The 20,865-nt window shown below is 66.2% G+C and carries 17 protein-coding genes and 1 pseudogene; 10 read left to right on the plus strand and 8 right to left on the minus strand.

Annotated features, from left to right (window positions below):
• The 5 genes and pseudogenes from ACREBX_RS15235 to ACREBX_RS15255 form a co-directional block, all read left to right on the plus strand.
• Window positions 1-108 (plus strand): annotated as a pseudogene (locus tag ACREBX_RS15235) (SPFH domain-containing protein); the annotation flags it as partial.
• 12 nt (window positions 109-120) lie between these two features.
• Window positions 121-324, plus strand: coding sequence for a toxin-antitoxin system HicB family antitoxin (locus tag ACREBX_RS15240; protein WP_431562594.1), 204 nt, complete (start codon window positions 121-123; stop codon window positions 322-324).
• A gap of 1 nt (window position 325) precedes the next feature.
• Window positions 326-568 (plus strand): hypothetical protein, encoded by a 243-nt coding sequence (locus tag ACREBX_RS15245; RefSeq protein WP_431562595.1) that lies wholly within the window; start codon window positions 326-328, stop codon window positions 566-568.
• A 211-nt stretch (window positions 569-779) separates the two neighbouring features.
• The gene (gene rpe, locus ACREBX_RS15250; protein WP_431562596.1) at window positions 780-1,454 is read left to right on the plus strand and encodes a ribulose-phosphate 3-epimerase; all 675 of its coding nucleotides are present in this window, start codon (window positions 780-782) and stop codon (window positions 1,452-1,454) included.
• Between the two features lie 2 nt (window positions 1,455-1,456).
• Window positions 1,457-3,223: a heparinase II/III family protein gene (locus tag ACREBX_RS15255; protein WP_431562597.1), complete on the plus strand. Its 1,767-nt coding sequence runs from the start codon at window positions 1,457-1,459 to the stop codon at window positions 3,221-3,223.
• A 146-nt stretch (window positions 3,224-3,369) separates the two neighbouring features.
• On the opposite strand, the gene ACREBX_RS15260 is transcribed toward ACREBX_RS15255, so the two are convergent.
• Window positions 3,370-5,721 carry a TonB-dependent receptor plug domain-containing protein gene (locus ACREBX_RS15260; protein WP_431562598.1) on the minus strand — a complete coding sequence of 784 codons (2,352 nt, stop codon included), beginning with the start codon at window positions 5,719-5,721 and terminating at the stop codon, window positions 3,370-3,372.
• Window positions 5,722-5,905: 184 nt separating this feature from the next.
• Here ACREBX_RS15260 and ACREBX_RS15265 point away from each other — a divergent pair, with 184 nt between their 5' ends.
• Window positions 5,906-6,928, plus strand: coding sequence for a phytase (locus ACREBX_RS15265; protein ID WP_431562599.1), 1,023 nt, complete (start codon window positions 5,906-5,908; stop codon window positions 6,926-6,928).
• Window positions 6,929-7,011: 83 nt separating this feature from the next.
• Complete coding sequence (purH, locus tag ACREBX_RS15270; RefSeq protein WP_431562600.1) at window positions 7,012-8,604, plus strand: bifunctional phosphoribosylaminoimidazolecarboxamide formyltransferase/IMP cyclohydrolase; 1,593 nt, start codon at window positions 7,012-7,014, stop codon at window positions 8,602-8,604.
• Here purH and ACREBX_RS15275 read toward each other — a convergent pair.
• Window positions 8,576-10,927 (minus strand): BTAD domain-containing putative transcriptional regulator, encoded by a 2,352-nt coding sequence (locus ACREBX_RS15275; RefSeq protein ID WP_431562601.1) that lies wholly within the window; start codon window positions 10,925-10,927, stop codon window positions 8,576-8,578. The two genes, purH and ACREBX_RS15275, sit on opposite strands and share 29 nt — an antisense overlap.
• Window positions 10,928-11,081: 154 nt before the next feature.
• Between ACREBX_RS15275 and ACREBX_RS15280 the strand changes: the two genes are divergently transcribed.
• Together ACREBX_RS15280 and ACREBX_RS15285 are read left to right on the plus strand one after the other, a co-directional pair.
• On the plus strand, window positions 11,082-11,510 hold the full coding sequence (locus ACREBX_RS15280; RefSeq protein ID WP_431562602.1) for a UrcA family protein: 429 nt from the start codon (window positions 11,082-11,084) through the stop codon (window positions 11,508-11,510).
• Between the two features lie 213 nt (window positions 11,511-11,723).
• Window positions 11,724-12,377 (plus strand): YqaA family protein, encoded by a 654-nt coding sequence (locus ACREBX_RS15285; RefSeq protein WP_431562642.1) that lies wholly within the window; start codon window positions 11,724-11,726, stop codon window positions 12,375-12,377.
• 130 nt (window positions 12,378-12,507) lie between these two features.
• Here ACREBX_RS15285 and ACREBX_RS15290 read toward each other — a convergent pair whose 3' ends face one another.
• The 3 genes from ACREBX_RS15290 to ACREBX_RS15300 form a co-directional block, all read right to left on the minus strand.
• A complete protein-coding gene (locus ACREBX_RS15290; RefSeq protein WP_431562603.1) occupies window positions 12,508-13,053 on the minus strand; it encodes a VOC family protein in 546 nt (181 codons plus the stop codon).
• The gene (gene hppD, locus ACREBX_RS15295; RefSeq protein WP_431562604.1) at window positions 13,050-14,138 is read right to left on the minus strand and encodes a 4-hydroxyphenylpyruvate dioxygenase; all 1,089 of its coding nucleotides are present in this window, start codon (window positions 14,136-14,138) and stop codon (window positions 13,050-13,052) included. The genes ACREBX_RS15290 and hppD overlap by 4 nt, the downstream gene beginning before the upstream one ends.
• Before the next feature lie 180 nt (window positions 14,139-14,318).
• Window positions 14,319-16,190 carry an ABC-F family ATP-binding cassette domain-containing protein gene (locus tag ACREBX_RS15300; RefSeq protein ID WP_431562605.1) on the minus strand — a complete coding sequence of 624 codons (1,872 nt, stop codon included), beginning with the start codon at window positions 16,188-16,190 and terminating at the stop codon, window positions 14,319-14,321.
• 80 nt (window positions 16,191-16,270) lie between these two features.
• Here ACREBX_RS15300 and ACREBX_RS15305 point away from each other — a divergent pair, with 80 nt between their 5' ends.
• Entirely contained in the window at window positions 16,271-16,693 is a 423-nt protein-coding gene (locus ACREBX_RS15305; protein WP_431562606.1) for a VOC family protein, read from the plus strand.
• A 31-nt stretch (window positions 16,694-16,724) separates the two neighbouring features.
• On the opposite strand, the gene ACREBX_RS15310 is transcribed toward ACREBX_RS15305, so the two are convergent.
• Genes ACREBX_RS15310 through ACREBX_RS15320 form a run of 3 tightly spaced genes read right to left on the minus strand, consistent with a single transcriptional unit; the run spans window position 16,725 to window position 20,860 of the window.
• Window positions 16,725-18,281, minus strand: a complete 1,557-nt coding sequence (locus tag ACREBX_RS15310) for a DHA2 family efflux MFS transporter permease subunit (protein WP_431562607.1) — start codon at window positions 18,279-18,281, stop codon at window positions 16,725-16,727.
• 3 nt (window positions 18,282-18,284) lie between these two features.
• On the minus strand, window positions 18,285-19,436 hold the full coding sequence (locus ACREBX_RS15315; RefSeq protein WP_431562608.1) for an HlyD family secretion protein: 1,152 nt from the start codon (window positions 19,434-19,436) through the stop codon (window positions 18,285-18,287).
• Complete coding sequence (locus tag ACREBX_RS15320) at window positions 19,433-20,860, minus strand: efflux transporter outer membrane subunit (protein WP_431562609.1); 1,428 nt, start codon at window positions 20,858-20,860, stop codon at window positions 19,433-19,435. The genes ACREBX_RS15315 and ACREBX_RS15320 overlap by 4 nt, the downstream gene beginning before the upstream one ends.
• Window positions 20,861-20,865: the final 5 nt, after the last annotated feature.

Genomic DNA, 20,865 nt, shown 5'->3' on the forward strand with positions numbered 1-20,865 from the left:
GTCGAGCTCGACGACGAGCGCAAGGCGGCGATGGTGTCGAACCTGATGGTCGTGCTGTGCGGCGAGCGCGACACGCAGCCGGTCGTGAACGCCGGATCGCTCTACTAAGCGAGCCGGGCGATGTCCGCGTCCGCCAAAAAGGCATTTGCCCTCCGTCTCGATCCCGCGCTTTATGCGGCGATCGAGCGGATGGCGGCCGCGGAACTCCGCAGCGCCAATGCCGAGATCGAGGTGTTGCTGCGCGAGGCGCTGGGGCGGCGCGGCGTGAGCGTCAAAGCGCCCGTTCCCGCGAAACGCGGCCGGCCGCCGAAAGAGGAGAGCTGATATGCTTCACCTGTTCATGCGAAAGAGTCCCTGGTTTCGCGCCAAGCGCCGCGGTTACGGGACCGGCCTGCCGTTCGTCTGGGAAGGCTGGTTCTTTCTCGCGCTGCATATCGCTATGATCGCCGGGCTGGCCGTCGCGCTTCAGGGCCGGCCGGTAGCGATGACGATCGCGGTCGTCGTCGCGGCGCTCGCCCCGATGCCGATCTATCGTGCCAAGACCGAGGGCGGCTGGCGCTGGCACTAGCCTCCCCTCCCGCCAGCGGGAGGGGCAGCGAGACTTACGAGCTTGCTCGTTAGTCGCAGCGGGGTGGGCCGTTGCAACGGTGCTGGCCCACCCCCAACCCCTCCCGCCTACGGGAGGGGAGCCAGACGCCGCTCCACCCACACGCATTTTCCACCGCTAGCCGCCCTGCCCCGCTTGCCCCCGACTCGCTTGATGGTTAAGGCCGGTCTTCATGACCGCCACAACTGCCCCCGTCCGTATCGCTCCCTCGATCCTCAGCGCCGACTTCGCACGGCTGGGCGAGGAAGTGCGCGCGATCGAGACCGCGGGCGCCGACTGGGTCCATATCGACGTCATGGACGGCCATTTTGTCCCCAATCTGACGATCGGCCCCGCCGTAGTGAAGGCTTTGCGCCCGCACTCGACTTTGCCCTTCGACGTCCACCTGATGATCTCTCCGGTCGACCATTTCCTCGACGCCTTCGCCGCGGCGGGCGCCGACATCATCACCGTCCATCCCGAGGCGGGACCGCACATCCACCGCACCGTCCAGCATATCAAGTCGCTGGGCAAGCAGGCGGGCGTGTCGCTCAACCCCGCGACCCCGGCGAAGATGCTCGACTATCTGATCGACGACATCGACCTCGTCCTGATCATGAGCGTCAATCCCGGCTTCGGCGGCCAGAGCTTCATTTCGAGCCAGCTCAGGAAGATCGAAGCGGTCAGGAAGATGATCGACAAATCGGGCCGCGACATCCGGCTGGAGGTCGACGGCGGCATCGACTCGGGCACCGCCCCGCTCGCGATCGCCGCGGGCGCCGACGTGCTCGTTGCGGGCACCGCGACCTTCAAGGGCGGCCCCGACGCCTATGCCGACAATATCCGGCGGCTGCGCGGCGGCGCCTGAACATGGCAAGACCGGTGACCGCTCCAGAAGATGAACCGGAGGGCGCCGCCGCCGACGCCATCGACGACACGATCGAGCCCGGCAAGCGGCTGATCCGCCTTCCCGCCGACAAGGGGCTCTCGCTCGGCGACCGCGTCGCCAATGCGATCACGCGCCTGACCTGGCGCACACCGCTCCACGCGTTCCGCCTGAAGGGGCGCTTTCCGCTCAAACTGCTCGGCGTGCCGGTGGACCCGGTGCCCGGCGATGCACGCGCGGGCACTGCAATCCGCGCCGGCCATTTCCTGCATCGCGGGCTCAAGCTACCGCTCGGCGAGCTGGATTTCGCCGCCCTGAACGTCGCGCCGACCTTTGCCGACTATCTCCACAGCTTCGCCTGGCTGCGCGATCTCGCCGCGACCGGTTCGCGCGCCGACGGGGCGCCAATCGCCGAGGCGGTCGTCCGCCACTGGCTCGGCACGCATGGCGAGACGGTCAGCGAACCCGCGTGGAAAGCCGATAACAGCGCCTGGCGTATCCTGTTCTGGGCCGCGCACGCGCCGCTGATCCTGTCGTCGAGCGATCTCGTCTATCGTTCGGCGGTGCTCAATCATCTCGCGCGCGCGGCGCGCCACCTCGACCGCGTCGCCGACAAGACGCGGCCCGGCACGGGGCAGATGGTCGCGTGGGTGGGCATCGTCGCCGCCTCGCTGCTGATGCCCGGCGGCGAGCCGCGGCAGGTGTTCGGCGAGGCCGGCCTGCGCAAGGTGCTCGAGACGAGCTTCTACGCCGACGGCGGCAATATCTCGCGCTCGCCGCAGGCGCAGCTCGACGCGATCATGGCGCTGTCGATGCTCGCCCGAACCTATGACATGCGCCGCATGGAAGTGCCGCCCTTCATCCAGGAAGTGCTCGCGCGCACGGTTCCGGCGCTGCTCGGGCTGCTTCACAGCGACGGCGGCATGGGCAGCTGGCAGGGCAGCGGCGCGACCTCGGCCGCCTATGTCCAGGCGATCGTCGACGCCAGCGGCGTGCGCACCCGGCCGCTCAAGCAGGCGCGCGACTGGGGCTATCAGCGGCTCGTCGCGAACAAGGTGGTGCTGCTCGCCGACGCCGCGCCGCCGCCGATCGCCCGGGTGACCGAAGCGGGCTGCGCCTCGACCCTCGCCTTCGAACTCAGCGACGGCGCCGAGCGCATCGTCGTCAATTGCGGCGGCGCGGCGCTGACCGGGGCGACGATCCCCGCCGATCTCGCGCGCGGGCTGCGTACCACCGCCGCGCATTCGACGCTGATCCTGGCCGACAGCAATTCGACCGCGATCCTCGCGAACGGATCGCTCGGCAAGGGTGTGACCGAGGTCGAGCTCGACCGGCGCGAGACACCGCAGGGCAGCCGGCTCGAGATGAGCCACGACGGCTATGCCCGGCGCCACGGGCTGATCCACCGCCGCCTGCTGATCCTGTCGCCGAACGGGCGCGAGCTGCGCGGCGAGGATTTGCTGCTCCCCGCTCCGCGCACGCGCCGCAAGGGCGACAAGGGATTCACGCTGCGCTTTCACCTCGGCGCGCATATCTCGGCGAGCCTGACCGCCGACAAATTGGGGGCGCTGCTGCGCGTGGGCGGCGGTCCGCTGTGGCAATTCCGCACGTCCGAAGGCGGGCTCGACATCGAACCGAGCCTGTGGGTCGACGGCGAGGGCCGGCCGCACCCGACCGAACAGCTCGTCGTCACCGGCGTCGCCCCCGCGGGCGGCGCCAGCATCGGCTGGATCTTCAAGCATATCGGCTGACGGCTAATTCTCGTCATTGCGAGGAGCGAAGCGACGAAGCAATCCAGAGCGGTTTCGAGCCGCTCTGGATTGCTTCGCTACGCTCGCAATGACGATGGAAGCGAGGACCGGCGCCCAAGGGACTGAGCGCCGACCATCGACAGAATTCAGAAGGCGTAGCGCGCCATCAGCTGAAAGACCGGGCCGGCCTTTTCGCTTTCGAGTTCATATTCGTCGAATTCCCGGACGAGCTGGTCCGCCGCATCGTCGAACTTGTTGAACGCCTCGCGCTTCGCGCCGTTCAACAGGTTCGAACCCACCGCGCGGATCGTGAAACTCTTGCCGAAGCGCTTTTCGACGAAGATTTCGAGGTCTCCGCCATAGGTGGTGGTGATTTCCTCACCGATCACCCGGTCGAAGGCTGCACCCTGCTTGCGGTGCGTCGCGCCGAAGGCCACGCCCCATTTCGGCAGATCCTGAATGAAGCCGACGTTGTAGACATAGTCCGACTGGCCGTTGAAACGGCGCTTGCCGAGGGGATCGGTGACCTCGCTGTCGAGCCACGATATGTTGCCGAAGATGCCGGTGTCGGGAAGCCCAAGGAACCCGAGATCGGTCGACAGGTCGAATTCGACCCCCCACACCTTGCCGTCGCCGATATTCTGCGGCTGATAGACGATCGTGCCTTCGCCCCCGTCGCCCTCGTCGCCGGTGTTGGTCAGCTCGATCAGGTCGGTCACGTCGCGATAAAAGGCATTGATCCCGATAACCCCGCTGCGGCCGATGCGGCGTTCATAGCCGAGATCGGCACCCCATGACGTTTCAGGATCGAGCTGCGGATTACCACGCAGGTCGTTATCGCCGATTTCCTCGGTCAGGGTCGCCGGCGTGACATAATTGAATTCGGGCCGACGATTGGTGCGGGCAACCGACGCGGTAATACGGTCGCGCGCGGTCAGGTCGAACTTGATCGACGCCGACGGCAGGAATTTTTCATAGTCCTTGCTCTGCGCCAAAATATCGGTCGAGTCGCTGTAATCGGCGACATCGAGCTTGGTCGTTTCATAGCGGACGCCCGCTTCCCATGTCAGGCCGCCCGATTTGCCCTGCACGAGCGCAAAACCGTCGAGGCGACGCTCCTTGATCCGGATGCGAACGGGGTCTTCGGGGTCGAGATCGTCGAAGGGCAACGCGAAATCGTCGGGATTGTCCGCCGACCGGTCGTAACTTGTCTGAAGCCCCGGAAGCTCGTCCTCCCCCTCGAAAGCGAGGGTCGAATGTTTGCGCTTCTTGTCCTGATAGTAACCGCCGATGACCAGCTGGATGTCCTTGCCAAGTTCGAACTCGTGATCGAGCTTGGCGGTGAACTCCTTGTCGGTCAGGTCTGTCGCGGTGAACGCCTGTTCGAACTCGGGCACTTCGCCATCGTCATAATCGACGTCGAAGCCGATCTCGTTCTCGCTCTCGCGCTGCTTGTCGTCAAAGCGCGCATAACCGATACGCAATGTCGTTTCGCCAAGTGACCAGCGATGCTGCACTCTCGCGTCGAGGCTGTAGTTTTCCTGGTCGATATTGTTGATATTGCTGTTGTCGCTGACCAGTGCGCCGGTGGGCAGCGGACCGCTGATCGCCGTCGGATCGTTAAATTCGAAGCTACGCTCGGTTTCGGTGCGGTCGGTGCGGACATAAAAGCCGCCGATCCGGAAATCGGTGGTTTCGCCCTTGATCTCGTAGGTCGCGTTCGCCGAATAATCCTTGCCATCGCGCGTGTCGGTCTGGTCCTCGCGGTTGTCGAAATCGTCGACCGCATAATCGGGGTTGTTTTCGGGCGAATCGCCGTAGCGCAGCGAAAATTTCTTTTTCGGATTATGACGTCCCTGAAAGTTCAGGCCGACGAGCAGGCGGCCCGGGCCGACCGCGCCGCCATAAACGGCACCGAGGCTCGGTTCGAGTTCCTTGTCGTCATAATAGAGCCCGCCCGCGCGAACATAGCCGCCGTCGAGTTCATAGGCGTCGCGCAGTTCGATGTTGATCGTGCCCGCGACCGCGTCGCCGGTGCGGCGCGCCGACGAGGAACGGACGATCTCGACCCGGTCGATCAGTTCGGCGGGGATACGGTCGAGGAAGAAACTGCGGTCGTCGCCGTTGCCCGGAACACGCTCGCCATTGATCAGGATCTGCGTATAGCCCGGCGGCAGGCCGCGCAGGCGGGCGCCGTCGCTTTCGATGACGTCCGACAGGAAGGTCACCGACGGCACGCGCTTCAACGCGTCCCCCGCGGTGAGCGGTTCGAAGCGCTGGAAGAATTCGCTGTCATACGACAGCACGGGTTCGGCCTCGTCGCTGCGGTTGCGGTAACCGACGCTGCCGAGAACGACGATGTCCTGCGACGTGGTGATCGTGCCGTCGCCGCGGTCTTCGGCCGGGATCGGCGCATCCTGCGCCGTCGCGGGGGCGGAGAGGAGAGCCGTGGCCAGAGCGAGCGCGGCGGCGGAATGCAGGCTGAAAGTTCGAATCATGGTAACAGACCCCCCTTTGTGGTTGCCGGGCCTCTAGGGGGAGCGTGTGACAGTTTGCGACGAGCTGTGTGACGCATTGATGACGATTAAGTGACGGAAATATTGTCGTATTGACGCCACCCGACTTTGCTGGGACGGGGCGCGCGAGCCGCACTTTTGCGCAATCGGGAACGGGGGAATCATCATGGCCACCATCGGCAAATGGAAGCTGCTGACTTCGCTGGCTTTTGCATCGACGCTCGGCGGCTGCGCCGCGAGCCAGCCCGTCATCACCGGCCTGCCCCCGGTGCAGGTCACCGCGAGCGGCGAGACCGCGCCGGTCGGCACGGGCAAGGCCGACGCCGCCGACGATCCGGCGATCTGGATCGATCCCGCCAATCCGAACCGCGCGCTGATCGTCGCGACCGACAAAAAGGCGGGGCTGCACGTCTATGACCTTACCGGCAAAGACATCGCCTTCACGCAGGCCGGCCTCGTCAACAATGTCGACGTCGCGGGCAACATCATCGTCGCGAGCGACCGCAACGACGGGGTGAACGCGCATCTCGCGGTGTTCCGCCTCGACGCCGACAAGCCGGCGATCGTGGCGCTCGGCCGGGCGGCGGCGGGCACGGGCGAGGCTTATGGCCTCTGTCTCAAGAAGACCACGCCGGGCGCGCCGATCACCGCAGCGCTGATCGTCAAGGACGGCACGGTGCGCGTCGGCACGCTGACCATCGACGGCACGCCGGGCTTCACGGCCCAGTGGGAATATAAAATCCCGACCCAGTCCGAAGGCTGCGTCTTCGACGGCGACACGCTCTATGTCGGCGAGGAAGACGCCGGCGTCTGGGAACTGAAGCCGAACGGCAACACCGCGACCGCGCGCATCGTCGCGCCGGTCGACAACCAGCGCCTCGTCGCCGACGTCGAGGGCCTCGCGACAATCGACCATAAGCGCCAGCGCTACCTGCTCGTGTCGAGCCAGGGCGACAATGCCTATGCGGTGTTCCGCCTGCCTTCGGTCGAATATGTCGGGCGCTTCGCCATTGCCCCCGGCACCTTTGGCGCGACGAGCGAGACCGACGGGATCGAGGCGGTCGCGGGCAATTTCGGCGCCGCCTATCCCGACGGCATCTTCCTCGCGCAGGACGGCAACAATGCCCCCAAGGCGCAGAATTTCAAGCTGGTGCGCTGGGACCAGATCGCGGCGGCACTGGGGCTCTAAAACGGGGCGGAAGGGTTGCGATACGGACGGCGCGCGCCTAGGGCGGCCGCGTCATCCCATCGCCAGCCGAGGCCCTCCCCAAAATGACCGACCTGATTCCCGTCCGCCGAGCCCTCCTGTCCGTCAGCGACAAGGCGGGGCTCGCCGAGCTTGCCGCCGCGCTCGTCCGCCACGGCGTCGAACTCGTGTCGACCGGCGGCACCGCGAAGGCGCTGCGCGAAGCGGGACATGACGTGCTCGACGTATCCGACCTCACGGGCTTTCCCGAGATGATGGACGGCCGCGTCAAGACGCTGCACCCGACGGTCCATGGCGGCATCCTCGCGGTGCGCGACGACGCGGCGCATGTTGCGTCGATGGAGGAGCATGGCATCGGCGCGATCGACCTCGTCGTCGTCAACCTCTACCCCTTCCTCCAGACCGTGACGAGCGGCGCCGACCGCGATACGATCATCGAGAATATCGACATCGGCGGCCCCGCGATGGTGCGCTCGTCGGCGAAGAACCACGCCTTCGTCGGCATCGTCACCGAGCCCGAGGATTATGCCGCGGTGATCGAGGAAATGGACGCCAATGGCGGCGCGACCACCCTCGCCCTGCGCAAGCGCCTCGCCGCGACCGCCTTCGCGCACACCGCGACCTATGACAGCATGATCGCGCAGTGGTTCGCTTTCGCCGATCAGGGCAAATTCTTCCCCGATACGCTGCCGCTGACCGCCAAGCTGCAAGCCGAACTGCGCTATGGCGAGAACCCCCACCAGAAGGCGGCGCTCTACCTGCCCGTCGGCCCCGCCGCGCGCGCCATCGCACAGGCGCAGCAGGTGCAGGGCAAGGAACTCAGCTACAATAATATCAACGACGCCGACGCGGCGCTCGAGCTGGTCGCCGAATTCCGCGAGGCCGATCCCACCTGCGTCATCGTCAAGCATGCGAACCCCTGCGGCGTCGCGACCGCCGCGACGATCGCCGAAGCCTATGACGCGGCGCTGAAGTGCGACGATGTCTCGGCGTTCGGCGGCATCATCGCGGTCAACCGGCCGCTCGATGGCCCGACCGCCGAAGCGATCAGCGGCATCTTCACCGAAGTCGTCTGCGCCCCCGACGCCGACGCCGACGCGCGCGCGGTGTTCGCGAAGAAGAAGAACCTCCGCCTGCTGCTGACCGGCGAGCTGCCCGATCCGGCACGCGGCGGGCTGATGATGAAGACGATTGCCGGCGGCTGGCTCGCGCAGAGCCGCGACAATGGCCGCATCACCCGCGCCGACCTGAAGGTCGTCACCGACCGCGCGCCGACCGAGGAAGAACTCGCCGACGCGCTGTTCGCGTGGACGATCGCCAAGCATGTGAAGTCGAACGCGATCGTCTATGCCAAGGGGGGATCGACCGCGGGCATCGGCGCGGGCCAGATGAACCGCCGCGACAGTGCACGCATCGCCGCGGTCAAAGCCCGCGAAGCCGCCGAATCGCACGGATGGGCCGAAGCCCGCACCGTTGGCAGCGCGGTCGCGAGCGACGCCTTCTTCCCCTTCGCCGACGGCCTGCTCGCCGCGGTCGAGGCGGGCGCGACCTGCGTGATCCAGCCGGGCGGCTCGATCCGCGACGATGAGGTGATTGCCGCCGCGAACGAAGCGGGGCTGGCGATGGTGTTCACCGGGATGCGGCACTTCCGCCACTGACGGCGCGCCCCAGGCGCACCAGCCGTTCGGCCTCGCTTTTACAGTCGTACCGCAATCCGGGCTCGTCGCAGAAGTCGGGCCAGCGATCGTAGCGCCGCCAAAAATCGACCAGGCCGATCCGTGCGAGCTTTGCAAAGAACCGCGGATCGCGCCGGAGCGGCGCGACAGACGGCCAATAGAGAAGCGACCATTGGCCGTCTGTTTTGCGTATCGGCGCGCGCGCCAGCCACGATAGCGCCTTCGGCAGATCGCCAAGCCGGGTAAAATGTGCGGCCATCGCGTAGGCGGTCGACGGATAACGCGCAAACTCGGCTTCGGCCGCAGTATCCACTTCGCGCGATCCGATCGACGGGTCGGCAATTTGATGGACGAGCAGCATGTCGAATTCGCGCTGCTCCCCGGCCGTTGCGATGCGATAGACTTCCGCAGCCTCTGCCCGGCCGAGTTCGACCGCGAGACGGCGGCGATGCTCGGCGAGGTCGGGATGCCCGGGCCAGATCGCCTCCACTTCGGCGAACCGCTCCACCGCCTCGCGCATCTGCCCGGCCGCAGCATAACGCCGGACCACCCCCAATGCCTTGTAGATCGACGTCGGGTCGGCGCGCCCGGCGCGTTCCGCCGGATCGACGCCGGCGTGGACATAGCCGGCCTGGAACAGACCCACCGCGTTGGTCATCAATGCGGCAGGATATTCGGGGTCGATCGCAAGCGCGCGATCGAGCAGCGGCAGCCCCTTGACCATGAACAATTCGCCTTCGCCCGTCTGCGACAATGCCGTCAGCGCGGGGGCATTGTCGGGATCGATGGCAAGCGCCCGGCGCGCCGCATCGATCACCCGTGCGCGCTCCACGCGCCATTTGGCGGGATCCATATCGTGCGGGGAATGCTTGACGCGAACCTGCGCCAGCAGCCCCAGCGCGTCGGCATCCCCCGGCCAACGCCGAACAAGCTCCTCCATCAGCCGGATCGCGCGGGGTCCGTCAAATGCCGTGTCCGCGTCGCAGATCGCAAAGATCAGCGATCGTCGATCCGCATCGGCAGCCAACAGGTCGTTTTTACCGTTCAGCGTCAACGCACAATTGACCAGCCCCGCAACCGCGAGCGCGGTCCTCTCGCGCAGCCGGCTGAGATCGTCGACGGGGGCCGCGAACCGGCTGGACCACAGGATCGCCCCGTTCAAACTATCGACGATCCGCGACTCGCTGATGAACTGGCCGCCGTCGCGTTCGATCGCGATGCGGACGACGAAATCATCCGCGCGGCCCGGCACTTTGCGGTCGAGGACACGAACCGCGCCGCCCGACGCCTTGGCGAACCGGGCGAAATCGCCCGCCAGCGCATCGGCAAAGCGGTCCTCGACCGGATCATTCCCGCGCAGCTCGATCGGTTCGACGCGGACCACCGGCGCGGCGAAGGCAGCGGCCGCCGATCGCGACCGCGGCGCATCGGCACCCGTCAATGCGAGGGTCAGTGCGGCCGCGCCAAGGAACAGCGCGCGCCGCAGCGACAGGCTGGCCGTTGGATTGGCCGCCATCGACGGCGCGGCGGACGCGTGAAGGTCGCGCCGACACGGCCGCGCCGACAGGCGTCGATACAGGTCCGCGGTTTCGACCGAAGGCTTGCCGTCGATCCCGCGCGCGAGCGCATCTTCGATCCGCTGCCAGGCGTGGCGCAGACCATCGCCGTCGCCCGCTTCCCAGCGCGCGCTCATCACCAGCCGCGCCGCATGTTCGCTGCACGGGTCGAACCGCGTGACCTTGTCCGCCACCGCGAGTGCCCGCTCGACATCGCCTGCCTGCAACCGCCTTTCCGCCATCGCGAGCACCTCGCGAACGATCGCTTCGCCCTGACGCGTGCGCTCGACCGCAAGCCAGTCGTCCCATGCTTCGTCAATGCCATCGAGATCGGCCAGCAACCCGACGTCGTGCGCGGGTAGCCGGTTCAGAACCACGGCGACATCGTCCACCGCGCACGCGGCGCGGAGCAGCGAAATATCGTCGGCGACTTGCGCGCGATCGATCGCGACGGTTTCCCGATCGGCGTGCAGCAACGGCGGCGTTGCGCGCATCCAGGGCTTCAGCTCGACGAGACATTGCCGCAGGCTGGCATGCGCCTGCGCGTCGGGGCGGCGGCTCCAGAGGAGTGCGCTCAGCCGGTCGCGCGCGAGCGGCGCATCGGCAAGCGCGAGCCGGGCCAGAAGGGCGCGCGCCTTGCGGCTGGTGGGGGACAGAGCGGCTGGCTCGACAGCGAAGTCGCCGAGGAGTCGCAATACGGGCGTCGCGGCGGCGGCATGCCGCTCGGTTTTGGCGAATGCAGAATTCACGGCGCGACCTCCTGAGTCGAGGGATAGCGGCCGTATGTTTTTCCCGATGACAGAAATAGCATCTTTTTGACGGGTCTACGAACGGTAAATTTCAACATTCTGGATTTTGACGTATTTTTAATACCGGATTGACGATCTTCTCACGGCGGCCGGCATGCGCCCGCGCTACTTCCATCGCATCCGCAGCTCGCCGTCCGGCTGGGGCATAACGAAAGGGAGTAACTCGATGCGTATCTTCATGGCTCTGCCCCTGTTGCTGCTCGGCGCAGCACCCGTATTTTCCCAGCCCATCGTCGCGACTGCGCCGGCAGGTGAAATCGAGGTCGTAAAAGTCAGCTATGCCGACCTCAATCTCGACAGCGATGTCGGCTTGGCACGGCTCGACAGCCGTCTGCGTGCCGCGGCGCGCTCGGTGTGCGACGTCCGACCCGAATTCGAATCGACCGTGCGGAAAATGTCCACCCGCCATTGCTTCCGGAGCGCGCTTTCGAGAGGCCGCGAAGCCGGCAAGGAGATCATCGCCGCGCAACGGACCGGCGCGCCGCTGACGCTGGCCAGCGCGATCATCATCTCGCGGCGGTGACCCTCGCTGGTCCGCGCCGATAGCGCGGCCGCCACGATGTCCCTTGCTCCCGTCTCTGGTGGGAGCAACGCCGGAGCCGTTCCCAACGGTTCCGGCGTTTTTCGGTCGTGGCATGACAGGCTTCGGCTCGACTTCGCGCGGCACGAGCGGCATAGGAGGGACGACGTCGCCACCGCAAGGACCAGCATGACCGCCACACCGCGTAACAAGTCCATGATCCAGAGGCTTTATAACTGGACCATGGAGAAATCCGCGCATCCGCACGCCGAATATTGGCTGGCGCTGGTCTCTTTCGTCGAGGCAAGCTTTTTCCCGATCCCGCCGCACCCGTTGCTGGGTCTGATGTGCCTCGCGAACCCGAAAAAGGCGGTGCGCTACGCCGTCATCTGCACGCTCGCGTCGGTCGCGGGCGGCATGCTCGGTTATGGGATCGGTTTCTTTCTCTATGAAAGCGTCGGGCTGGCGCTGCTCGGCGCGCTGGGGCTCACCGACGCCTTCCCGCCGGCCGCCTGTTACCTGCGCGAATTCGGCGCCGAGATCATCCTGATCAAGGGCGCGACCCCGATCCCGTTCAAGCTGCTGACGATCACCGCCGGCTTCATCCACATGAGTTTCTGGACCTTCCTGTGGGCCAGCCTTGCCAGCCGGGCCTTTTCCTTTCTGCTCGTCGGGATTTTGTTCCGGCTGTTCGGGGCGCCGATCAAGGCGTTCATCGACAAATATCTGATCTGGGTCACCGGCGGCTTCCTGGTCGCGGTGATCGCGGGCTTCCTGGTGATCGGGGCGCTGTCGGGCGACGGGAAGAGCAAGGAAGCCGACAAGTGCAGCGGTGCGACGCTTGAGAGCATTGGGCTGGATCGGGAGTAGCCGTTTCTCCCCTCCCGCTTGCGGGAGGGGTTGGGGGTGGGCAGCCACGCCGCATGGCCCACCCCGCTGCGACTAACGAGCAAGCTCGCAAGTCTCGCTGCCCCTCCCGTTTACGGGAGGGGACATAAGTCTATTCGTTCGCCGCCGTGTGCAGCCAGTCGGCATGGCGCGGGGCCTTCTTGGTCTGGCTCCACTCTTCCAGCATCAGCGGCGCGACGCGCTTCAGTTCGGCATATTGCTCGGCGGTGCCGATGTCGCACGCCAGCTCGACGCGGTGGCCGTTGGGGTCGAAGAAATAGATCGACTTGAAGATGCCGTGGTGCGTCGGGCCGAGCACGTCGACGCCTTCGCTTTCCAGATGCGCCTTCGCGGCGACCAACTCGTCGAAGCTGCCGACCTTGAACGCGAGATGCTGAACCCACGCCGGCGTATTCTCGTCACGGCCCATGTCGGGCTGGTTCGGCAGTTCGAAGAAAGCGAGGATGTTGCCGTTCCCCGCCTCGAGGAACACATGCATATAGGGGTCATATTCGCCGGTCGACGGCACATGATCCTCGGCAAAGGCGGTCGTATAGGTCATGCCGAGCATGCGCTCGTACCAACCCACCGTTTCCTTCGCGTCCTTGCAGCGATAGGCGGCGTGATGGACGCCGCCCAATTTGATCGGGCTCGTCATTCGGCGGGTTCCTCGATGGTCAGGGCTCCACGGCGAATCTGGTCCATTTCCATCGATTTGAACAGCGCGGTGAAATTGCCCTCGCCGAACCCTTCATCCTTCTTGCGCTGGATGAACTCGAAGAAGACCGGGCCGATCACGGTCTGGCCGAAAATCTGGAGCAGCAAGCGCGGGTCGCCTTCGGTGGTCGACCCGTCGAGCAGGATGCCGCGCGACTGGAGGCCCTCGACCGATTCGCCATGGCCCGGAAGGCGCTCTTCGAGCATCTCGTAATAGGTCGCGGGCGGCGCGGGGGCGAACGGATTGCCGATGGCCTTCAGCTTGTCCCACGCGGCGTACAGATCGTCGCAGCTGAACGCGATATGCTGGATGCCCTCGCCATTATAGGCGCGCAGATATTCCTCGATCTGGCCCTTGCCGCCTGCGCCCTCTTCGTTGAGCGGGATGCGGATCTTGCCGTCGGGGGCGGTCATCGCCTTCGACGTCAGCCCGGTATATTCGCCCTTGATGTCGAAATAGCGGATCTCGCGGAATCCAGCGATCCGCTCGTAGAAGGCCGCCCAATGCGCCATCCGCCCGCCGTAGACGTTGTGCGTCAGGTGATCGATCAGTTGCATGCCCGCGCCGACGGGGTGGCGATCGACGCCTTCCTCGTAAACGAAATCGATGTCGTAGATGCTGAGGTCGTCGCCGTAACGGTCGATCAGATAGATGATCGAGCCGCCGATGCCGCGGATCGCGGGCAGGCGCAATTCCATCGGGCCGGGGTTGACCTCGACCGGCTCGGCACCGCGCGCGATGGCTTCGCTATACGCCATCGCCGCGTCCCGAACCCGCCACCCCATCCCGCACGCCGACGGGCCATGCTCGGCGGCAAAATAGGCGGCGGGCGATTTGGGTTCGTAATTGGCGATCAGGTTGATGCCGCCCTGGCGCCACAGCTGGACGTCCTTCGAGCGATGATGCGCGATCTGCGCGAAACCCATCGCCTCGAAAACCGGTTCGAGAATGCCCTTCTCGGGCGCCGAAAATTCGACGAATTCAAAGCCGTCGAGGCCCAGCGGATTATCGAAAAGGTCGGTCATGTCGCATTCCCATCTAGTTTCAATTGAAACTATTATGATGGAATGGGGTGCGGGAGTCAATCCAAGAGGCGGGCGGGCGCTAGCGCAAGTCGTCATGCCGGGCTTGACCCGGCACCCGCCTTTTTTTCGTCAAGAAGGCAGGCCCCGGATCAAGTCCGGGGTGACGGAAGCAGGAAATGCTTAGGCGGCCGCGGGTTCGAACGCCTCCAGCGCTTCACTCGCGGTCACCCAGCGCGCTTCGGCGGCTTCCTGCGCCGCAACGATCTTGCCGCGGCGCTGCGACAATTCGCTCATCGTCAGTCCGGCATATTCGTTGCTGGCGCCCTGCGGGTCGAACATCGCGCGGTCGATAGCGGAGAGCACGACCTCATATTTGGCGAGATCGGCCTCGGCGTCTGAAACATCCTTCTTGATCTTCGCCGCCGCCTCGCGCGCGGCCGCCGCCTTACGGTCTTCCTTCTTGTCGGCCTTGGACACGCGATCCTTTTGCGGCCCCTTGCCGAGGATCATGTCGACATAATCGTCCATGCTGCCGTCATATTCGCGCGCGGTGCCGTCATCGACGAGTACCAGCCGGTCGGCGGTGAGTTCGAGCATGTGGCGGTCGTGGCTGACGAGCACCACCGCGCCATCGAAGCTGTTGAGCGCCTGGACGAGCGCTTCGCGCGCGTCGACGTCGAGGTGGTTGGTCGGTTCGTCGAGGATCAGCAGATGCGGCGCGTCGCGGGTGATCAGCGCCAACGCCAAACGCGCGCGTTCGCCGCCCGACAGCTTCGCGACCTGCGTCGTCGCCTTGTTGCCCGAAAAGCCGAAGCGGCCGAGCTGCGCGCGCACGGCGCCCTGCGTCTTGCCATCCATCACGCGCGTCATATGCGCGAGCGGGGTGTCGCTGCCGTCGAGTTCCTCGACCTGATATTGCGTGAAATAGCCGACACGCATCTTGCCCGACGCCGCCATCGCACCTGCCATCGGTGCGAGCTGCGCCGCGAGCAGACGGGCGAGGGTCGTCTTGCCATTGCCGTTGCGGCCGAGCAGCGCGATCCGGTCGTCGGGATCGATGCGCAGGTTGAGCCGCTGGAGCACCGGCCGATCGGCATAACCCACGCTCGCAAGGTCGAGCGTGATCAGCGGCGGCTTCAGTTCGTCGGGGCTCGGGAAATCGAACGCCAGCGTCTGATCCTCGGCGAGTGCGGCGATCGGCTGCATCCTCGCGAGCATTTTGGCGCGCGACTGCGCCTGCTTCGCAGTCGAGGCGCGCGCGCTGTTGCGTGCAACATAGTCCTGGAGCTTTGCGCGCTGGGCATCCTGCGACGCCTTGGCCGCCGCAAGCTGTGCGGCGCGTTCGGCGCGCTGGCGCTCGAACGCGTCATAGCCGCCAGCATAGAGCATCACCTTGCCGCCTTCGAGGTGGAGGATATTGTCGACGACATTGTTGAGCAGGTCGCGCTCGTGGCTGATGACAACCAGCTGCCCCGGATAGGCGCGCAGGAAATTTTCGAGCCACAAGGTCGCTTCGAGGTCGAGGTGGTTCGAGGGTTCGTCGAGCAGCAACAGGTCGGGTTCGGAGAACAGCAGCGCGGCGAGCGCGACACGCATCTTCCAACCGCCCGAGAAGCTGTCGAGCGGCTGGCCCTGCATATCCTCGTCGAAGCCGAGCCCGATCAGGATGCGCGCGGCGCGCGCCGGCGCGGTGTAGGCGTCGATCGCGATCAGCCGCTCGTGGATGTCGCCGAGCTTGTCGGCGTCCTGCTCGGTCTCCGACGCCGTCAGCAACTCAGCACGTTCGGTGTCGGCAGCAAGCACGGTTTCGAACGGCGTTGCGGTGCCGTTCGGCGCTTCCTGCGCGATATAGCCGACACGCGTCTTGCGCGGCATGTCGATGCTGCCCTCGTCGGCCTCGAGCTGGCCGATCATCACTTTCATCAGCGTCGACTTGCCCGCGCCGTTGCGCCCGATCAGCCCGACGCGGCTTTTGGCCGGCAGGCTCGCGGTGGCGCGTTCGAGGATGGCGCGCCCGCCAAGGCGTACAGTGATAGCGTTGATTGTCAGCATGGGCGCGCGCCTAGCATGTTCGGCGCGCCAGCCCAAGTCCCCGACTGGCATATTGCGCGCGGGTGCGGCAAATGGGGAACATGACCGGCCTCGCCCCCTTCCACATCGCTTTTCCCGTCGACGATCTGGACGCCGCGCGCCATTTCTATGGCACCGTCCTCGGCTGTCCCGAAGGGCGCAGCGATGCCGACTGGATCGACTTCAACCTTTATGGGCATCAGATCGTCGCGCACCGCGTCGATACCCCGCGCGCGTCGGCCGCGCATAATCCGGTCGATGGTCATGCGGTGCCGGTGCCGCATTTCGGCGTCGTGCTGCCGCCCGCCGCATGGCAGGCGCTGGCCGACCGGCTGAAGACGGCTGGCACAAAGTTCGTGATCGAACCGCACACGCGCTTCCCGGGCCAGCCGGGCGAGCAGTCGACGATGTTCTTTCATGACCCGGCCGGCAACGCGCTCGAGTTCAAGGCATTCGCAGATCTCGGACAATTGTTCGCCAAATAGGCGAACGGGGCCAACTCTTCGCCAAATGGGGCTAGTGCCCGCCGCCCATCGAAATCTGCTTCGGCCGCGGCGCGAACCACACCGATATGGCGGCGATCACGAACACGACCCCCGACGCGAGGAAAAGGTGCAGCACCCCGAGCGTTGATGCCTGCACGTCGATCAGCCGCTCGATCGCGGCGCGCGCCTGTTCGAGTGTCAGCCCGGCACTTTGTAACGAGCTCATTGTCGCCTCGGTGTTGTTGAGCGACGACACCAGCTCGGACCGCGACGTCCGGCTGGCATCGTCCCACGCGGTCGTCGCTACCGCAGTGCCGATCGCACCGCAGAGCGTGCGCAGGAAGCTCATCAACCCCGCCGCCGATGTCTGATGCTGCGCGGGCACCGAGCTCAAGGCGAGCGCGGTGAGCCCGACGAAGAAGAAAGGCATGCCGATCCCCTGCAGGATATGCGGCAGCGCGAGCGTCCAATAGCCGACGTCGGCGTTCCAGCTCGCGCGCAGGACCGACATCAGCGCCATCCACAGGATGCCGCCCGAAATGGTGATACGCACATCGACCCTGGTCATCAGGCCCGCCGCGACGGGCGACAGGAGGACGGCGAACACGCCGAGCCACGCGACGATGAAACCCGTCTGCGTCGCGGTATAACCCGCGACCTGTTGCAACCATAAGGGCGTGAGCACCACCTGTGCAAAGAAGGCGCCGAAGCCCAAGGATATGGCCATGGTCGCGAAGGTGAAGCCGCGGAAGCGGAAAATGCGCAGGTTGACGACCGGATTGGCGTCGGTCAGCTCCCAGATTACGAAGGCAGCAAAGCTGATCGCGGAAACGACCGCGAGGCCGACGATCCACACCGATCCGAACCAGTCATGCTCGCGTCCGGTGTCGAGCATGATCTGAAATGCGCCGACCGACACGACGAGCAGGACCAGGCCGATCAGGTCGATGCGCGCCTTGATGCGTTTGGTTTCGAACGGCGTGAGCAGCGTGAAAACACCGAACCCGCAGATCGCCACCACCGGCAGATTGATGAAGAATATCCACGGCCAGCTCCAATTGTCGCTGATCGTCCCGCCAAGGATCGGGCCGAGGATTGGCGCGGTGGTCGTCGTCATCGCCCAGATCGCGAGCCCGATGCCCGCCTTCTCCTTGGGAAAGATGCGCAGCAGCAAAATCTGCGACAGCGGCATCAACGGGCCGCCGGCGAGGCCCTGCAACACGCGAAAGAGCACCAGCGCATCAAGCGTGCGCGACACGCCGCACAGAAAAGAGAAGATGCCGAAGCCGATGATCGAATAGATGAACCAGCGCACCGTGCCGAACCGCATCGCGAGCCAGCCGGTGAGCGGCACGCTGATCGCGTCGGCGACCGCATAGCTGGTGATCACCCATGTTCCCTGCGTCGGCGACACCGCGAGCCCGCCCGCGATATGCGGCACCGACACATTGGCGATCGTCATGTCGAGCACGACGACGAAATTGGCGAGCGCCAACGCAAACGCCGCTACGATCAGCCGCACGCCGGTCAAAGGCTGCGGTTCGGCGGGGATGCCGGCGGATGAAGCGGAGGTGGCGGCGCTGGCCATGTCTTATCGACCGCGCGTGTCGATCGTGGCTTCCATCGACAGCCCGACGCGCAGCGGATGCGCCTTGAGCTGCTTTGGATCGAGCGCGATGCGCACCGGCAGGCGCTGCACCACCTTCACCCAATTGCCCGTCGCATTCTGCGCGGGGATCAACGAGAAGGCCGCGCCGGTGCCGCCGGCGATGCCGACGACCTTGCCGCGATAGACGACGTCGCCGCCATAATAGTCGGACACCAGCTCGACCGGCTGGCCGATACGGATCTCCCGAAACTGGCTTTCCTTGAAATTGGCGTCGACATAGGCGGTCGCGATGGGAACGAGCACCATGATCGGCGCGCCCGCGGCGATCCGCTGGCCGACCTGAACCTGGCGGTTGGTGACGATGCCGTCGACCGGCGCGCGCAGCACGGTGCGCGCAAGATCGAGCTGCGCCTTCTCCAGCCGCGCTTCGGCCGCCGCGACGTCGGGCGCGGTGTTTATCGTCGTCCCGCGCACCACGGCTTCGGCAGCGCCAAGATCGCCGCTTGCCGATCCGCGCGTCGCTTCGGCCGATGTAATGCCGGCGGCGGCAAGGTCGCGCGCTGCCGAGGCCGAAGCCAGCGCGGCGCGTGCAGCCGTCAGTTCCTCGCCCGACACGGCACCGGTGCCGGCAATGCTTTCGCGGCGCGCGAGTTCGGCGCGTGCGCGCTCGACCGTCGCATTGGCGTCGCGCAGCCGCGCCCGCGCCTGCGCGATGTCGGCGCCGCGCGCCATAACGCGCGCCCGCGCCGCATCGGCGTTGGCGTCGGCCTGCCCATAACGCTGACGCGCGAGGCGGAGCGCCGATTCGGCGTCGGCAACCGCGATGCGTTGATCGGCGTCGTCGAGGATGACGAGGATGTCGCCCTTTTTCACCGCCTGCGTGCCGCTGACGCGCACTTCCTTGACCGGGCCCGCGATGAGCGCGGTTACCTGCGCCGAGTCCGCGCCGACATAGGCGTTATCCGTATGCACGCGGCCCGCCTGGGTCAGAAAATACCAGAGGCCCCACAGGAACGCGACCGTCACCACGACGATCGCGAGGATACGGAGCAGCTTCTTGCGCTTCGCGCCGTTGGCTTCGGGAGCTCCTTCGGGGGCGGGGGTTGCGGCTGCAGCCGTTTCGTCGGCCATCATTCGTCTCCTGTTGAGTTTTGCGCGCGATATCCGCCGCCAAGCGCGCGGATCAGGGCGATATCGAGCGAGAGCTGGCGCGCTTCGAGGTCGGCGACGGCGCGGCTCAATGCCACCATGCTGTCCTCGGCGGTGAGCTGGACTATCTGGTTCGAGAGGCCCGCGCGATAGCGCAGCCCGGCGAGTTTCGAGGCTTCGGCGGCGGCGGTCAGCGCCTCGCGCCGTCCGACAAGCTGGCGTTCGGTCGCCGCGCGGCTCGCGACGATGTCGGCGACATCGCGCAGCGCGCCGATCAGCGTACGGTCATAGGTCGCAACCGCCACATCATAGTCGGCGCGCGATCCGCGATAGCGCGCCTGAAGACGCCCGCCTTCGAAGATCGGCAGGCTGATCGCGGCGCCGCCATTGCCATATTCGGACCCGGCGCTGAACAGATTCGAAAGCCCGAGCGACTGAAGCCCGACGAGCGCCGACAAGCTGATGTTGGGATAGAAGTCGGCGCGCGCGACATCGATGCGTTTTGCTGCCGCTTCGGAACGCAGCCGTGCCGCGACGATATCGGGACGCCGTCCGATCAGGTCGATCCCCGCATTGCCCGGCAAGCCCAGCGACGACCGCGCCATCTGCGGCCGCGCGATCGACAGGCCGCGGTCGGGTCCGGCACCGACGAGCGCGGCAAGCCGGTTGCGCGTCGTCGCGATCGCTTCATCGAGCGCGACGACGTCGGCGCGTGCCGAGGCGGCGCGGCTTTCGGCCTGCCGCTGGCTCGCCTGATTCTCGATCCCCGCACGGGCGCGCTCGCCCGACAGGTCGGCGCTCGCGGTGCGGACGCGCACCGCATCATTGGCGACATCGAGCGCCTGATAATAGCCCGTAAGATCGGCATAGGCTGACGCGATCCCTGTGGTGAGCATCAACCGCGCCTGCGCCTCGTCGACGCGCGCCGCCTCGGCTTCCGACGTCGCGGCCGCGAGCGCAGCGCGATTGCGGCCCCACAAGTCGAGGTCGAAACTCAAGGTCGCGGCGATATGCCCGGTGTCCTGGATGCCCTGGGGGCCGATACCTGGCGGGAAGCCCATATTTTCGCTCTGACGTGTGGCGCCTGCGCTGCCCTCCGCACCGACACGCGGCAGCAGCGCGGCCCCCGCCTGCTGCGCCATCGCATCGGCGGCGCGCACCCGCGCCGCGGCGATCGCGACGTCGGGCGAACCCTTCATCCCTTCGGCAATCAGCGTATCGAGCTGGGCATCGCCAAAGCCCTGCCACCAGCCTTCGGCGGGCCATTGGCCCTCGACGCCGGCGAAAGTCGTGCGCGATTCCAGCGACTCGGTGGCCGCCGGAACGGGTTTCGGCCCGACGTCGGGAACGGTCGCGCAGCCCGCAAGCAGGCCGAAAACAGCGGTGGTGGCAAAAATCAAACGGGGCATGGCTT

Source organism: Sphingopyxis sp., from assembly GCF_050725655.1.
Classification (GTDB): Bacteria; Pseudomonadota; Alphaproteobacteria; order Sphingomonadales; family Sphingomonadaceae; genus Sphingopyxis.

Bases quoted from the DNA above. Each gene is read 5' to 3' on its own strand.
- ACREBX_RS15285 (WP_431562642.1), top strand. From the start codon at position 11,724: ATGATCCAGAGGCTTTATAACTGGACCATGGAGAAATCCGCGCATCCG.
- ACREBX_RS15310 (WP_431562607.1), bottom strand. From the start codon at position 18,281: ATGGCCAGCGCCGCCACCTCCGCTTCATCCGCCGGCATCCCCGCCGAA.
- rpe (WP_431562596.1), top strand. From the start codon at position 780: ATGACCGCCACAACTGCCCCCGTCCGTATCGCTCCCTCGATCCTCAGC.
- ACREBX_RS15260 (WP_431562598.1), bottom strand. From the start codon at position 5,721: ATGATTCGAACTTTCAGCCTGCATTCCGCCGCCGCGCTCGCTCTGGCC.
- ACREBX_RS15300 (WP_431562605.1), bottom strand. From the start codon at position 16,190: ATGCTGACAATCAACGCTATCACTGTACGCCTTGGCGGGCGCGCCATC.
- ACREBX_RS15290 (WP_431562603.1), bottom strand. From the start codon at position 13,053: ATGACGAGCCCGATCAAATTGGGCGGCGTCCATCACGCCGCCTATCGC.
- ACREBX_RS15320 (WP_431562609.1), bottom strand. From the start codon at position 20,860: ATGCCCCGTTTGATTTTTGCCACCACCGCTGTTTTCGGCCTGCTTGCG.
- ACREBX_RS15280 (WP_431562602.1), top strand. From the start codon at position 11,082: ATGCGCCCGCGCTACTTCCATCGCATCCGCAGCTCGCCGTCCGGCTGG.
- purH (WP_431562600.1), top strand. From the start codon at position 7,012: ATGACCGACCTGATTCCCGTCCGCCGAGCCCTCCTGTCCGTCAGCGAC.
- ACREBX_RS15245 (WP_431562595.1), top strand. From the start codon at position 326: ATGCTTCACCTGTTCATGCGAAAGAGTCCCTGGTTTCGCGCCAAGCGC.
- ACREBX_RS15240 (WP_431562594.1), top strand. From the start codon at position 121: ATGTCCGCGTCCGCCAAAAAGGCATTTGCCCTCCGTCTCGATCCCGCG.
- ACREBX_RS15315 (WP_431562608.1), bottom strand. From the start codon at position 19,436: ATGATGGCCGACGAAACGGCTGCAGCCGCAACCCCCGCCCCCGAAGGA.
- ACREBX_RS15255 (WP_431562597.1), top strand. From the start codon at position 1,457: ATGGCAAGACCGGTGACCGCTCCAGAAGATGAACCGGAGGGCGCCGCC.
- ACREBX_RS15265 (WP_431562599.1), top strand. From the start codon at position 5,906: ATGGCCACCATCGGCAAATGGAAGCTGCTGACTTCGCTGGCTTTTGCA.
- hppD (WP_431562604.1), bottom strand. From the start codon at position 14,138: ATGACCGACCTTTTCGATAATCCGCTGGGCCTCGACGGCTTTGAATTC.
- ACREBX_RS15305 (WP_431562606.1), top strand. From the start codon at position 16,271: ATGACCGGCCTCGCCCCCTTCCACATCGCTTTTCCCGTCGACGATCTG.